This window comes from Pseudomonas sp. SG20052, from assembly GCF_031766055.1.
GTDB lineage: Bacteria > Pseudomonadota > Gammaproteobacteria > Pseudomonadales > Pseudomonadaceae > Aquipseudomonas > Aquipseudomonas mandelii.
This window is the reverse complement of sequence record NZ_CP134498.1, coordinates 5,332,417-5,345,893: the sequence shown is the minus strand read 5'-3', so window position 1 is coordinate 5,345,893 and position 13,477 is coordinate 5,332,417. Positions and strand designations below refer to the sequence as shown.

At 59.7% G+C, this 13,477-nt stretch carries 12 protein-coding genes; 7 read left to right on the top strand and 5 right to left on the bottom strand.

Features of this window, described 5'->3' with window-relative positions; translation table 11 throughout:
* Positions 1-87 precede the first annotated feature (87 nt).
* The 3 genes from RHP74_RS24530 to RHP74_RS24520 all read left to right on the top strand — a co-directional run bounded on the left by RHP74_RS24530 (position 88) and on the right by RHP74_RS24520 (position 3,019).
* Positions 88-1,080, top strand: a complete 993-nt coding sequence (locus RHP74_RS24530; protein ID WP_010457606.1) for an NAD(P)-dependent oxidoreductase — start codon at positions 88-90, stop codon at positions 1,078-1,080.
* A 121-nt stretch (positions 1,081-1,201) separates the two neighbouring features.
* Positions 1,202-2,077 carry an ATPase gene (locus RHP74_RS24525; RefSeq protein ID WP_311096497.1) on the top strand — a complete coding sequence of 292 codons (876 nt, stop codon included), beginning with the start codon at positions 1,202-1,204 and terminating at the stop codon, positions 2,075-2,077.
* A gap of 93 nt (positions 2,078-2,170) precedes the next feature.
* Complete coding sequence (locus tag RHP74_RS24520; protein WP_077750482.1) at positions 2,171-3,019, top strand: cache domain-containing protein; 849 nt, start codon at positions 2,171-2,173, stop codon at positions 3,017-3,019.
* Between the two features lie 136 nt (positions 3,020-3,155).
* On the opposite strand, the gene RHP74_RS24515 is transcribed toward RHP74_RS24520, so the two are convergent.
* Together RHP74_RS24515 and pobA are read right to left on the bottom strand one after the other, a co-directional pair.
* The gene (locus RHP74_RS24515) at positions 3,156-4,673 is read right to left on the bottom strand and encodes an MDR family MFS transporter (RefSeq protein WP_311096496.1); all 1,518 of its coding nucleotides are present in this window, start codon (positions 4,671-4,673) and stop codon (positions 3,156-3,158) included.
* Positions 4,674-4,752: 79 nt separating this feature from the next.
* Entirely contained in the window at positions 4,753-5,937 is a 1,185-nt protein-coding gene (gene pobA / locus RHP74_RS24510; RefSeq protein ID WP_172962138.1) for a 4-hydroxybenzoate 3-monooxygenase, read from the bottom strand.
* 188 nt (positions 5,938-6,125) lie between these two features.
* On the opposite strand from pobA, the gene RHP74_RS24505 reads away from it, so the two are divergent.
* Complete coding sequence (locus RHP74_RS24505) at positions 6,126-7,022, top strand: helix-turn-helix domain-containing protein (protein ID WP_010457596.1); 897 nt, start codon at positions 6,126-6,128, stop codon at positions 7,020-7,022.
* Between the two features lie 9 nt (positions 7,023-7,031).
* On the opposite strand, the gene RHP74_RS24500 is transcribed toward RHP74_RS24505, so the two are convergent.
* The gene (locus RHP74_RS24500) at positions 7,032-7,208 is read right to left on the bottom strand and encodes a hypothetical protein (protein WP_010457594.1); all 177 of its coding nucleotides are present in this window, start codon (positions 7,206-7,208) and stop codon (positions 7,032-7,034) included.
* 1,302 nt (positions 7,209-8,510) lie between these two features.
* Positions 8,511-9,416, bottom strand: a complete 906-nt coding sequence (locus RHP74_RS24495; protein ID WP_311096495.1) for a LysR family transcriptional regulator — start codon at positions 9,414-9,416, stop codon at positions 8,511-8,513.
* Between the two features lie 115 nt (positions 9,417-9,531).
* Between RHP74_RS24495 and RHP74_RS24490 the strand changes: the two genes are divergently transcribed.
* The 3 genes from RHP74_RS24490 (at position 9,532) to RHP74_RS24480 (ending at position 12,494) form a co-directional block, all read left to right on the top strand.
* Positions 9,532-10,419, top strand: a complete 888-nt coding sequence (locus RHP74_RS24490; protein ID WP_311096494.1) for an MBL fold metallo-hydrolase — start codon at positions 9,532-9,534, stop codon at positions 10,417-10,419.
* Positions 10,420-10,631: 212 nt separating this feature from the next.
* The gene (locus tag RHP74_RS24485; protein ID WP_311096493.1) at positions 10,632-11,246 is read left to right on the top strand and encodes an NAD(P)-dependent oxidoreductase; all 615 of its coding nucleotides are present in this window, start codon (positions 10,632-10,634) and stop codon (positions 11,244-11,246) included.
* Between the two features lie 300 nt (positions 11,247-11,546).
* Positions 11,547-12,494, top strand: coding sequence for an IS110 family transposase (locus RHP74_RS24480; protein WP_042932411.1), 948 nt, complete (start codon positions 11,547-11,549; stop codon positions 12,492-12,494).
* Positions 12,495-12,550: 56 nt separating this feature from the next.
* Here the strand turns inward: RHP74_RS24480 and RHP74_RS24475 are convergent, their stop codons facing one another.
* A complete protein-coding gene (locus RHP74_RS24475) occupies positions 12,551-13,432 on the bottom strand; it encodes a LysR substrate-binding domain-containing protein (RefSeq protein WP_010457585.1) in 882 nt (293 codons plus the stop codon).
* Positions 13,433-13,477: the final 45 nt, after the last annotated feature.

The following is a 13,477-nucleotide window of genomic DNA, read 5'->3' as shown; positions in this document are numbered from 1 at the left end:
TGCAAGCCGCAAGTGAAGCGCTTGCGGACCGTTTTTAACTTGCTGCGTGTAGCTTGATGCTCACCGCTGCATTTGTTGGAGCACTACATGAAAATTCTGGTTACCGGCGCAAGCGGCTTCATTGGCGGACGCTTTGCGCGTTTCGCCCTGGAGCAGGGCCTGGACGTGCGGGTCAATGGTCGCCGGGCCGAAAGCGTCGAACACCTGGTGCGCCGTGGCGCCGAGTTTATCCCGGGCGACTTGAGCGACCCGGAGCTGGCGCGCGAGCTGTGTTCCGATGTCGAGGCCGTGGTGCATTGTGCCGGCGCGGTCGGTTTGTGGGGACGTTATCAGGACTTTCATCAAGGCAACGTGCAGGTCACTGAAAACGTGGTCGAGGCCTGCCTGAAACAACGGGTCCGGCGCCTGGTGCATTTGTCGTCACCGTCGATCTACTTCGATGGCCGTGATCATCTGGGGCTGACCGAAGAACAGGTGCCTAAACGTTTCAAGCATCCCTACGCCGCCACCAAATTCCTCGCCGAGCAAAAGGTCTTTGGCGCACAGGAGTTCGGTCTCGAAACCCTGGCCCTGCGCCCGCGTTTCGTCACCGGGGCGGGTGATATGAGTATCTTCCCGCGGCTGCTGAACATGCAGCGCAAGGGACGCCTGGCGATCATCGGCAACGGCCTGAACAAGGTCGACTTCACCAGTGTGCAAAACCTCAATGAAGCATTGCTCAGCAGCTTGCTGGCCAGCGACTCGGCCTTGGGCAAGGCCTACAACATCAGCAACGGCACGCCTGTGCCGTTGTGGGACGTGGTCAATTACGTCATGCGCAAGATGGAAGTCCCACAAGTGACGCGCTACCGTTCCTACGGCCTGGCCTACAGCGTTGCCGCGCTCAACGAAGGGGTGTGTAAATTGTGGCCGGGCCGTCCCGAGCCGACGTTGTCACGACTGGGCATGCAGGTGATGAACAAAAATTTCACCCTGGACATCAGCCGCGCCCGGCATTATCTGGACTACGATCCGAAAGTCAGTCTCTGGACGGCCCTCGATGAATTCTGCGGCTGGTGGAAAGCCCAGGACATTCGCTGACTTTTGCAGTGACAAACCTGCCAGCACTGAACCGAGTTTGGCGTTGAGGGTCAATCGCTGCGGCCGTGGGGTTTATACTCGCCGCCTATAGCCATCACCGCGTTCCACAAAGGTTGACTCAATGTCCATGCGTAACGATGCCAACGACGACTTCGACGATGTCCCGAACCTGCGGGCCGACGTCCCCGATGACGATGATTTTCCGACCTCGAAACGCACCTCCGTGCATTCGCGCCCGGCACCGGTAGTCAAAGTCAAAAGCGCCAGTACCGGGCCTCTGTGGGCCTTGGTCGGCGCTTTGTTCTTCGCATTCGCCGGCCTTGCCTGGTGGAGCTTTCAGCAGATTTCGCTGATGGAACAGCAACTGGTGGCCACCCAGGAAAGTTTCGCGCGGATCAGTGAGGATGCGGCGGGACGCTTGCAGGACATTTCCGGCAAGGTGGTCGCCAGCCAGACCAACGTCACCAGCGACAGCGAAGCCCTGAAGTTGCAAATCAAGCAGCTGGAAAACCAGTTGCAGGACCAAAGCAAGCAGCAGCAAGGTGTGGTCGGTCAGACCAGCGACCTGGACAAGCGTCTGGCACAAATGACCGCGCAAACCACCGACCTGGACAAGCGCCTGGCGCAGATGACTGCCCAGAGCACCGAACACCAGGCCGCCAACACGCAATTGCAGGCGCAGGTCAAAGCCTTGAGCACCGAGTTGGCTGCGCTGAAAAGCGCCCCGGACGACACCAGCAAATTCGACGCCCAGCTCAAAAGCCTCGGCGCCGACATCGTCGCGCTGAAAAAACAGGGCAACCCGAGCGCCGCCATCGAGCGACTGGAACAAGACATGATCGTGCTCAAAAGCCAGCAGGACAACCGCCCGGCATCAGCGCAAGGCGTCACCAATACCGCCGAGTTCGATGCCTTCCGCGGCCAGACCACCCGCAACATCAACACCCTTCAGGCGCAGATCCAGAATCTGCAGCAGCAACTCCGCGCAAGGCAGTAAACCTTCGACAGCTGCTACAAGGGCCTGAAAATTCGTACATATCCCATAGCCGTCTACGCTCTTGAAACACCGACAAGAACGAGGGGATGCGCTATGGGGGTTCTGCACAAGTGGGCCGTGCTGGGGTGGATGCTGTTGTTGTGTCTGGGGCAGGTTCAGGCGGCTACGGCGGAAAAGGATGACAGCCAGGCGGCCAAAGCCTTGCTGGAAAAAGCCCTGGCCTACTACCACGACAACGGCGACAAGGCGTTCGCGGCGTTCAGCCGTCAGGGCGAGTTTGTCGACAAGGATCGTTACGTCTTCGTGGTCGATACCAAGGGCGTGATGCTTGCCAGTGGCGGGCCGTCTTCGGCCTTGATCGGGCGTGATGTGACCGAAACCCTGGGACCGGATTTGCAGAAGGCCTTCAAGGACGCCTTGAAAGTGCCGGAGGGCAATGGGATTCAGCAGGCTGAATACCGCTGGCAGAACTGGTCCGACGGCAAGGTCGAGCGCAAGCATGTGTTCTATCAGCGCGTTGGCCAGCGGATTCTGGCCGTGGGTTACTACCTGCCACGGGCGTCGGCGGAACAGGCGATGGCCTTGCTGAACAAAGCGGCGACGGATCTGGCCAAAGACGAAAAGGGCACGCTGACTGCGATCAACTCCCTCAAGGGCGGCTACTTGCAGGATGACCTGTACGTGTTCGTCGTTGACCTCAACACCCAGCGTTACGTGGCCCACGGCACCAACCTGCGGCTGATCAATACCGACTTCGGCAAGATCAAGGACCCGGAAGGCAAACCGGTGGGCGAGCCGATCCTGGCGTTGATTGCCAAGCAGGATTACGGCGAATACGAATACCGCTGGAAAAACCCGGTCACCAGCAAGGTTGAAGACAAGCATGCCTACCTGAAAAAGGTCGGGCATTTTCTGGTGGCGGTCGGGTATTACAGCCCTTGATTCATCGGTGTCTGTGAGGACGCCTTCGCGAGCGGGCTCGCTCCCACAGTAGATCTCAAGTGTTCACAGCATTTGTGGACGACAAAGATCCATTGTGGGAGCGAGCCTGCTCGCGATGGCGGGCGACTCGGTCTATCTATCGGACTTTATCCTCACGCCCCCGCAACACCCTGTTCGGCATCGCAACCGCCGCCGCCAACCCCAGCAACGACACCGCCGCACTGACCATCAGCAAATGCCTGAACGTCAGCGCCAACTCGGCGCGCAAGGCGTTCTGCGCCTCCCCCGGTGCAGCGTTCAAACCGTCCAGCAACACATTCCCTGAACGGCCCTCGGCAATCATCGACGAACCGGCCAGGTGGGCGAAGCTCGAATCCTGCAGCAGCGCCAGCAGCAGCGCCGACATCAATGCCACCCCCACCGCGCCGCCCAGCGAGCGGAACAGGTTGGTGGTGCTGGTGGCGACGCCGATGTCCCGCTGTTCCACCGAGTTCTGCGTGCCGACCAATGACGTCGGGAATTGCATGCCGCTGGCAATGCCGCTGAGCAACATAAACAGACTGCTGAGCAAGAACGCCTGGGGCGGACTGAAAGCCATGCCGAGAATCGAGATCGGCATCAGCACCGCCCCTGCCAGGATCATCGGTTTGTAGCGCCCGGTCACCGAGGTGCGGCGTCCGGCGAAATAAGCCCCGATTGGCAAGCCCATGGCCAGCGGCAACAGGTGCAGCGCGGCGCTGTCGGCCCCGGCGCCGGTGACGCTCTGGAAGCGCAGCGGCATCAGCACGATCAGCGAGATGGCCTGGAAACTGGTGAAGAAAATCGTGCACCAGCACAGGATCGCGTTGCGGTTGGCAAACAGGTGCATCGGCAGCAATGGCTCCCGCGCCCGGCGCTCATGCCAGACGAACAGCGCCAGCACCAGCACCGCGCCCCCGAGCAGGCTCAGCACTTCGGCGCTACGCCATGAGTGGCCCTGACCGACTTGCGTGATGCCCAGCAGCAAGGCGGTCAAACCGATAATCATCAGTAATGTGCCGAGGTAATCGATGATCGGTTGGCGTTGTGGCACGGGCAAACCCACCAGTGTGCGATTGGCCACCAGCCAGGCCCCGATGCCCAGCGGCAGGTTGATCAGAAATACCCAGCGCCACGACAGGTATTCGGTCATGTAACCGCCGAGCACCGGGCCGGCCACACTCGCCACGGCGTACATGCTGCTGAAATAACCCTGATAGCGACCGCGCTCCCGGGGCGGGACGATATCCCCGATGATCGCCTGGCTGACCGAAATCATCCCGCCCGCACCGATGCCCTGGATGATTCGCGCCAGCACCAGTTGTTCCATGCTTTGGGCCATGCCGCAGAACAGCGAGGCGAGGGTGAACAGCCCCATTCCGAACAGCATTAACTTGCGTCGGCCGTACAGGTCGCCGAGCTTGCCGTAGATCGGCACCGCCACGGTCATCGCCACCATGTAGCCGGAAATCACCCAGGCCAGCAGGCTGACGTCCTTGAATTGCGCGGAGATGGCCGGCATGGAAACGGCGACGATGGTCTGGTCCAGTGCGCCGAGAAAGATCGCCAGCATCAGGGCGATCAACACGCTGCGAATAGCCGGTTTAGGCGTTTCAGGCTGGTTGAGATTGGTCACGGTGGAACCTGCCGGCAGTGAGTGTCCCGCACGAGGCAATGGCGAGCGGGGATGCTCGCCAGTGTAAGTCGGTAGGAGGCTATTCGATAGCCTCATAAGGAAGCCCGACGTAATTTTCTGCAATGGTTTTTCGACCGGCCTCGGAGTGTACGAAGTAATCCAGTTCCGACTCGCAGATGCGCTGGCTGAAGGCGTCGTGATCATCGAAGCGGTGCAGCATCGACGTCATCCACCAGGAAAACCGTTCGGCTTTCCAGACCCGGCGCAGGCAGATCTCAGAGTATTTCTCCAGCAGATCGAGGCGTCCCTCGGTGTACACCTTTTGCAAAATGGTGAACAAGGTGCTGACGTCGCTGGCCGCCAGGTTCAGGCCTTTGGCACCGGTGGGCGGGACGATGTGCGCGGCGTCGCCGACCAGGAACATCCGCCCGTACTGCATCGGTTCGACTACAAAACTGCGCAGGGGCGCGATGCTTTTTTCGATGGACGGCCCGGTCACAAGAGTATCGGCCAGCGCCGCAGGCAGGCGCGATTTGAGCTCCTCCCAAAAGCGCTCATCCGACCAGGCCTCGACCTTCTCGTCGGCCGGCACCTGAAGGTAGTAACGCGTGCGGGTTGCCGAACGCATGCTGCACAAGGCAAAACCGCGTTCGTGGCGGGCGTAGACCAGTTCGTCATGGACCGGCGGCGTATCAGCGAGAATCCCGAGCCAGCCGAATGGATAGACCCGCTCGAAGACCTTCAGGCATTCGGCAGGAATCGACTGTCGCGCCACGCCATGGAAACCGTCGCACCCGGCGATGTAGTCGCAATCAAGGCGCCAGGTCTCGCCATCCTTCTCAAACGTCACGAACGGTTCTGCGGTTTTCATTGCGTGCGGTACGACGTTGCCGGCCTGGTAAATCGTCTGCGCGCCAGCCTCCCGACGAGCGGCCATCAGGTCCCGGGTGACTTCGGTCTGACCGTAGATCATCACGGTTTTGCCACCGGTCAGGGCTTGCAGATCGATGTGTACCCGGCGTCCGTCGAGGGCCAACTCGAAACCGCCATGGACCAGCCCTTCGGCATCCATGCGCTGGCCCACCCCGGCCTGACGCAAAAGCTCTACCATGCCTTGTTCGAGGACACCGGCGCGGATTCGGCCGAGCACATAGTCGGGGGTCTGTCGTTCAAGGATCAGGGTGTCGATTCCGGCGTTATGCAGCAATTGGCCGAGCAGCAAACCGGAGGGGCCGGCGCCAATGATGGCGATTTGGGTTTTCAGCGTTTTCATTGTTTTTATGACTCGCAAGCTTCACGCGACCACGGCCGGTGAATGATTTTTATGGATCGAGTGCTTGCATTTTTCCCTTGCGGGTCTGTCAATTGAAGGTGAAAACTGAGCCGATACCTGTACATTCTGCCAATCGGTGCGATTATCGCCCGTAACCCTCTGAGGCCTGGATTGAAGTGATGAACAAGCCTGACCTACCTTCGATTCCAGTGTTCAAGCTCTACGGTGAAAGCCTGGACTGGCCGACCCCCGACTTGCTGCACTGTGAAACCATTTCCAAACGCAGCCGCGAACATCAATGGGAAATCAAACCCCATCGTCACGCTGATTTGTGCCAGTTGCTCTTCGTATTCAAAGGTCAGGCAGAGCTTGAAATCGAAGGCAAACACACGGAGCTCACCGAACCGGCGATCCTGATCCTGCCGCCGTTATCGGTGCATGGTTACCGGTTTTCCGAGGACGTCGAAGGGTTCGTCGTGACCCTGGCCGCGCCATTGATTGCCCATCTTCAGGCGCAACTGGGCAATTCGGTGAACGCGTTGGCCCAAGCCGAAAGTTACCCGGCGGGCAAGGACAGCGATTACCTCAACAGCCTGTTTTCAGCGCTGCAAGAGGAATACACCGGGCACCAGCCTGCGCGTGAAATGCTCATGCATTCGCTGGTCAGCGTGATCATGGTGTGGGTCAGCCGCCAGGTGATTTCGCGCCGCGCTGCCAGTCAGCGTCCGCACCGTGCCCGGGAGTACCTCAACGGTTTTATCCAGCTGGTGGAAGAGACCTACCGTCAGCACGTCAAGGTCGAGGACCTGGCGCATCGGCTGGGGATCTCCGTGTCGCACCTCAACGGCACCTGTCGTGAGCTGGCGGGGCAACCGGCGTTGCAGATCATGCACGAGCGACAGTTGCTGGAAGCCAAGCGCTTGCTGACCTACACCAGCATGACCATTTACGAAATGTCCGACGTGTTGGGGTTTTCCGATCCGACCAACTTCACACGCCTGTTCCGGCGTCGGGTAGGGATCTCGCCCAAGGCTTTTCGCGACCGCTTGAAGGCCGATCAGGACAACGAGGCCTGACCGCCTTCGTTACCGAAGGGCGTTGAGGGTCGCGTTGTGGGGAATGCAGCGCTCGAAGTTACAACTCGCGTAGTCGCGGGGCAGTTGTCGCAACTGCTCGACACGCCAGGCGGCGGTGCCATACAGCGCCAGCGTCGCCGCGCAGGTGACGAAAATGGCGAGGTATCTTCTTGTTTTGGTGTTCATGGCGTTGACCTCTGAACGAATACCCTCCGGTATTACTTTGAGCATAGGTCAGCGGGAGTGAGTTGCCAGTGACAGGGCTTTTGTATGTACCCCGACATTCAGAACACTGATACCCCCCTGTGGGAGTGCGCCTGATCGCGATAGCGGAGTGCCAGGCAACAGAGATGTTGAATGTCAGACCGTCATCGCGAGCAGGCTCGCTCCCACAAGGGGAGTGGAGTCGAGCGCAAAGGCTGCGGTATCACCAATCAAACTGTGCGAGCCTGCTCGCGATAGCGGAGTGTCAGGCAACAAAGATGTCAGATTTCAGACCGACATCGCGAGCAGGCTCGCTCCCACAAGGGGAGTGGCGTCGAGCGCAAAGGCTGCGGTATCACCAATCAAACTGTGGGAGCGAGCCTGCTCGCGATAGCGGAGTGCCAGGCAACAGAGATGTTGAATGTCAGACCGTCATCGCGAGCAGGCTCACTCCCACAAGGGGAGTGGAGTCGAGCGCAAAGGCTGCGGTATCACCAATCAAACTGTGGGGGCGAGCCTGCTCGCGATAGCGGAGTGCCAGGCAACAGAGATGTTGAATGTCAGACCGTCATCGCGAGCAGGCTCACTCCCACAAGGGGAGTGGAGTCGAGCGCAAAGGCTGCGGTATCACCAATCAAACTGTGGGAGCGAGCCTGCTCGCGATAGCGGAGTGCCAGGCAACAGAGATGTTGAATGTCAGACCGTCATCGCGAGCAGGCTCGCTCCCACAGGGGAGTGGAGTCGAGCGCAAAGGCTGCGGTATCACCAATCAAACTGTGGGAGCGAGCCTGATCGCGATAGCGGAGTGCCAGGCAACAAAGATGTCAGATTTCAGACCGTCATCGCGAGCAGGCTCGCTCCCACAAGGGGAGTGGAGGCGAGCGCAAAGGCTGCGGTATCACCAATCAAACTGTGGGAGCGAGCCTGCTCGCGATAGCGGAGTGCCAGGCAACAGAGATGTTGAATGTCAGACCGACATCGCGAGCAGGCTCGCTCCCACAAGGGGAGTGGAGTCGAGCGCAAAGGCTGCGGTATCACCAATCAAACTGTGGGAGCGAGCCTGCTCGCGATAGCAGAGTGTCAGGCAACAGAGGTGTTGAATGTCAGACCGTCATCGCGAGCAGGCTCGCTCCCACAAGGGGAGTGGAGTCGAGCGCAAAGGCTGCGGTATCACCAATCAAACTGTGGGAGCGAGCCTGCTCGCGATAGCGGAGTGTCAGGCAACAAAGATGTCAGATTTCAGACCGTCATCGCGAGCAGGCTCGCTCCTACAAGGGGATTCGGTTACAGGCCGATATCCCATGCCGGTTCTTCGGGAAACCTGAGCACCAGAAAATCCAGCATGCTGCGCAGCGCCGCCGGCATGTGCTTGCGTGAGGCGTACACCGCGTACACGTTCATCTGCCGGGGCTCGGCGTGTGGCAGCAGGCGGATCAGCTCGCCGTTGTGGATATGCACACCCGCCTGATAACTGGGCAGCATTGCCACCCCCGCACCGGCCATGGTTGCGCGCAGCAATGTGCTGGCTTCGTTGGCGCTGATGTTGCCCTGCACGGGCACCGACACCGGCTCGCCGTTCTCCTCGAAATGCCAGAGGCTTTTGCCGAAGTAGGAGTGGGTCAGGCAGTTGTGCTGGCTCAAGTCCTCGACCCGCTGCGGTGTCGGGTGTTCGCTCAGGTAAGCAGGGGAGGCGCAGATCACCGAGCGGCAGACGGTCAGCCGCCGGGCGATCAGGTTCGGGTCAAGGTCGTTGCTGGTGCGGATCGCCAGGTCGATGCGTTCATCCACCAGGTTCACCGTGCGGTCGAGCATCTGCATGTCGATGCTGACACCGGGGTACCTTTTGACGTAAGCCGCCATGGCATCCGCCAATTGCGCCTGGCCGAACGAGGTGCTGACGCTGATGCGCAGCAAGCCACGTGGCGCCTCGTCCGGCTCGCTGACAGCGGCTTGCATGTCGGTGGACAGGTCGAGCATCTGCCGACACCGGGGCAGAATCTCGCTGCCGGCGGCAGTCAGGCTCAATTTGCGCGTGGTGCGGTGCATCAAACGCGCGCCGACCCAGTCTTCCAGCTCGGCCAGATAACGCGATACCACCGGCCGTGACAGGTCCAGATGATCGGCGGCGGCCGACTGGCTGCCGAGGTCGACCACTGAGACGAACACTCGCATTGCTTGTAGACGATCCATGATTTGCCCGCTTTCAGAAACAAACTATGTTCAAGCATCGCATTTTTTGTACTGAGTCATGCAACTAAGCTCTGTCCCCATCGCCAGACACGGCATTTGGACAACGGAGCAACAGATGATCGGCTTCACCTCTCTCAAGCGCTTTTTCCTGGCCACCGCCACCCTCGGCTTCGCGGCCCACGCGGCTGCGGCATCGACCCTGACCCTGGACGTGTACAACCCGGGCGACAAGGCAATCTTCCCGGTGACTTCGGTTCTGGTCAGCGGTGAGAAAGAAGCGATTCTGGTCGACGCGCAATTCGGCAAGTCCCAGGCCGAACAGGTGGTCGAGAAAATCCGCGCCAGCGGCAAGCAACTGACCACCATCTACATCAGCCACGGTGACCCGGATTACTACTTCGGCCTCGACACCCTGACCGCCGCCTTCCCGAACGCCAAAGTGCTGGCCTCGCAGCCGACCGTGGATCACATCAAGCACACCGTCGACGGCAAACTGGCGTTCTGGGGCCCGAAAATGGGCGCCGACGTGCCGGCCAAAACCATCGTGCCGGGCGTACTCAAGGGTGACAGCCTGATGCTTGAAGGGCAGAAGTTGCAGGTGGTGGGCCTGGACGGCAAGCAGCCGGACCGGACCTTTGTGTGGATCCCGTCGATCAAGGCCGTGGTCGGTGGCGTGGTCGTCGCCGAAAACATCCACGTGTGGATGGCCGACACCCAGACTGCGCAATCCCACACCGATTGGTTGGCTACGCTACATGCCATCGAAACCTTGAAACCGAAAACCATCGTGCCGGGGCATTACCTCGGTGAGAGCGCCCGTTCGCTGGCCGCGGTGCAGTTTACTGCCGATTACATCAAGGCCTTCGACGAAGAAACCCCAAAGGCCAAAGACGCCGCCGCGCTGATCGCCGCCATGAAAAAACGCTTCCCGACTTTGGGCGAAGACAGCTCGCTGGAGCTGAGCGCGAAAGTCGCCAAGGGCGAGATGAAGTGGGGTGAATGAGTTTATGTGGCGAGTGGATTAACTGTGGCGAGGGAGCTTGCTCCCGCTGGACCGGGCTGGCGCTCCAGTGCGAAGCGCTCCTCCGCAGTGTTTGAGCCACAGCGCACTCTCAGGTTTTACGACTGCTGCGCAGCCGAACGGGAGCAAGCTCCCTCGCCACAATGTTGGATGCCAAACGAATACGCGTGTACTCAAGCCAACTGGAGAACGTCATGAGCAAAATCGCAATCATCGGTGCCACCGGCCGTGCCGGCAGCCAATTGCTGGAAGAAGCCCTGCGTCGGGGTCATAGCGTCACGGCCATTGCCCGCGACACCTCGAAAATCGCCCCGCGTGCCGGGGTGGTCGCCAAGGATGTCGATGCCCTTGATGCCCAAGCGTTGCAGGCGGCCGTCGAAGGCCATGACGTGGTCATCAGCGCGGCGCACTTCGCGACCCTTCCCGCCAGCGCGGTGATCGGGCCGGTGAAAAAGGCCGGGGTGAAACGCCTGCTGGTGGTGGGCGGTGCGGGTTCGCTGTTGCTGCCGGACGGCACTCGAGTGATCGACAGCAAGGGATTTCCTGAGGAGTACAAGGCTGAGGCGAGCGCCGGGGCTTTGTTTCTGGAAAACCTGCGTGAGGAACAGGATCTGGACTGGACCTTTCTGTCACCGTCGGCGGAGTTCGTCGAAGGTGAGCGTACGGGGGCGTTTCGGGTGGGCAAGGATGATTTGCTGGTGAGCAGCGAAGGGCGGAGCTGGATTTCGTTCGCCGATTACGCGATTGCGCTGATCGATGAAGTGGAAGCGCCGAAGCATTCGCGTCAGCGGTTCACCGTCGGTTACTGAGTCACTGAAAAACCTGTGGGAGCGAGCCTGCTCGCGATAGCGGTGGGTCATTCAACAAATATGCCGACTGACTCACCGCTATCGCGAGCAGGCTCGCTTGTATGGTAGGACTTGAAGGGAGGAGGAGGGACAAGGCTCGATTCTGACTGTTGACGCAGTACAGACTGTGGGAGATTTCGCCCCTCCTCCTTTCACCCAAGCGCCGATAAAGAATGCATCTGGCTAGACCGACGATAGGAACAAGCCTGCGCCTCTGGGTGAGCCCTTCAAGTGCTCAAACCTTATCTCGGAGGAAATCCTATGGCAATGCCGGTCTCTCTATCAAAACCGATCGTGGGCGTGGATGTCGCCAAGAATGAACTGGTGATTTATCAGGCTGATAACGATTTGCTTAAAGAGATTCCCAACACTAAAACATCCATCAAGCAGTGGCTGAATACGTTGCCGGGGACGGTGGCTATTGCCATTGAGGCGACCAACATCTATCACCTGGACTTTGCTGATCTGGCCTATGAGGCCGGATGTGCGATTTACATGGTGGGAGGCTATGAACTCAAACATTATCGCGAAGGCGTGAAAATCCGCGCCAAAACCGACGCGCTGGACGCCAAGTTGCTGGCCCGTTACCTGAAGAACGAAGCCGAGGAGTTGCGCCCTTGGACCCCTCCATCACCGCTGTACCGCCAGCTCCTGAGCCTCTTCCGCCGCCGGGCTGCCTTGGTCCAGGCTAGGGTTGGCCTGGTGCAGAGTTGGTCGAATGAGCCGCTGCTGAAAGCGGCTTTTGCAGAACAAGTGAAGTCCATGCAGCAGCTTGAAACGCTGATCGAAAAGACGATCAACGATCAGCTCAAAGAAGCCGGTTTACTCGGTCAACTGAAACGTTGCCTGAAAGTTGAAGGCATTGGATTTTTGACTGGGGCTCGCTTGATAACTGCATTTCAGCGCGGGGATTTTAGAAACGCGGATGCGTTTATCGCCTTCCTGGGCATGGATTTACGGGTGTCTAAATCAGGACAGAAGGACGGTCGCCGCAGTTTGACCAAGCGCGGTGACCCCGAGGCCCGCCGGCTTCTGCACAATGCAGCGATGTCGGCTAGCCGTACGAAAGCCTGGAAAGGGTTTTACGAAGCCCAAAGAGCCCGGGGCTTCAGCACTACTGAGGCGCTGGTGATGCTGGCTCGCAAGCTTGCGCGGGTGGCATTCGCCTTGCTGAAAGGGCAAAGCGAATATCAGTCAAAGGTCAGTTGAGGGTTTCCCCTCAACCATAGAATCTCCCACAGGGTTATGCACCAAGTCTTCGCGGCTCAGCGTGACTGAGCCTGCTCCACCAACCACCCCAACAACTCGCGCAACTTCGGCGAAGGCCCGGGTTTTTCCGGGAACACCAGGTAATACGCCAACCCTGTCTTCACCTTCAATTCAAACGGCATGACCAGTCGCCCAGCGCTCAGGTCGTCGCCAATCAACGACCAGTCCCCAATCGCCACGCCAGTCCCTTGGGACGCCATCGACATCGCCAGGTCCAGGGTTTCGAAATGCTGGCCCTTGCCGACATTGCTCAAGCGAATATCGGCGCTGGCCAGCCAGGCTTTCCAGTCGCGTTCATCGCGGGTCGGGTGCAACAGCATGTGTTGTTCCAGATCCTCCGGCGCTTGCAGCGGCACAGGCCCCTCGAGGTACGGCCGGGAGCAGACTGGCGTCAGTTGCTCATCGAACAGTCGATGGGACGCCAGTGATGTCTCCGGGGGTACGCCATAGATCACCGCCGCATCGAACTGCTCGCGATGAAAATCCACGCCGTGTTTTACCGTGGTGGTCAGTTCGACCGGCACGTCCGGGCGCTCCCTTTGCCACTGCACCAGGCGCGGCAACAACCAGCGCATCACGCATGTCGGGGCCTTGAGTTGCAGGGTTTCGCGCTTCTCGCCGATCTGTTCCACCGCCTCGTCGATCAAGCCGAAAATCTGCTGCACCCGTGGCAGCCACTCGCGTCCTTCAGCGGTCAGGCTCAAGCCCCGGGCCTGGCGGATAAACAACTCATAACCCAGATGTTCTTCCAGCCCGGCGATCTGCCGGCTCACCGCGCCTTGGGTGATGTAGAGCTGTTCGGCGGCCCGAGTGAAGTTGCAGCACTGCGCGGTAATCAGAAAAGTGTGCAGCGCCGGCAGGGGAGGCAATCGTTTCATTTGGATCCAAGGTATGACGTGAGGACATGGCTAGTATGACTTTTT

Bases quoted from the DNA above. Each gene is read 5' to 3' on its own strand.
- RHP74_RS24520 (WP_077750482.1), top strand. From the start codon at position 2,171: ATGGGGGTTCTGCACAAGTGGGCCGTGCTGGGGTGGATGCTGTTGTTG.
- RHP74_RS24495 (WP_311096495.1), bottom strand. From the start codon at position 9,416: ATGGATCGTCTACAAGCAATGCGAGTGTTCGTCTCAGTGGTCGACCTC.
- RHP74_RS24480 (WP_042932411.1), top strand. From the start codon at position 11,547: ATGGCAATGCCGGTCTCTCTATCAAAACCGATCGTGGGCGTGGATGTC.
- RHP74_RS24530 (WP_010457606.1), top strand. From the start codon at position 88: ATGAAAATTCTGGTTACCGGCGCAAGCGGCTTCATTGGCGGACGCTTT.
- RHP74_RS24500 (WP_010457594.1), bottom strand. From the start codon at position 7,208: ATGAACACCAAAACAAGAAGATACCTCGCCATTTTCGTCACCTGCGCG.
- RHP74_RS24475 (WP_010457585.1), bottom strand. From the start codon at position 13,432: ATGAAACGATTGCCTCCCCTGCCGGCGCTGCACACTTTTCTGATTACC.
- RHP74_RS24525 (WP_311096497.1), top strand. From the start codon at position 1,202: ATGTCCATGCGTAACGATGCCAACGACGACTTCGACGATGTCCCGAAC.
- RHP74_RS24505 (WP_010457596.1), top strand. From the start codon at position 6,126: ATGAACAAGCCTGACCTACCTTCGATTCCAGTGTTCAAGCTCTACGGT.
- RHP74_RS24485 (WP_311096493.1), top strand. From the start codon at position 10,632: ATGAGCAAAATCGCAATCATCGGTGCCACCGGCCGTGCCGGCAGCCAA.
- RHP74_RS24490 (WP_311096494.1), top strand. From the start codon at position 9,532: ATGATCGGCTTCACCTCTCTCAAGCGCTTTTTCCTGGCCACCGCCACC.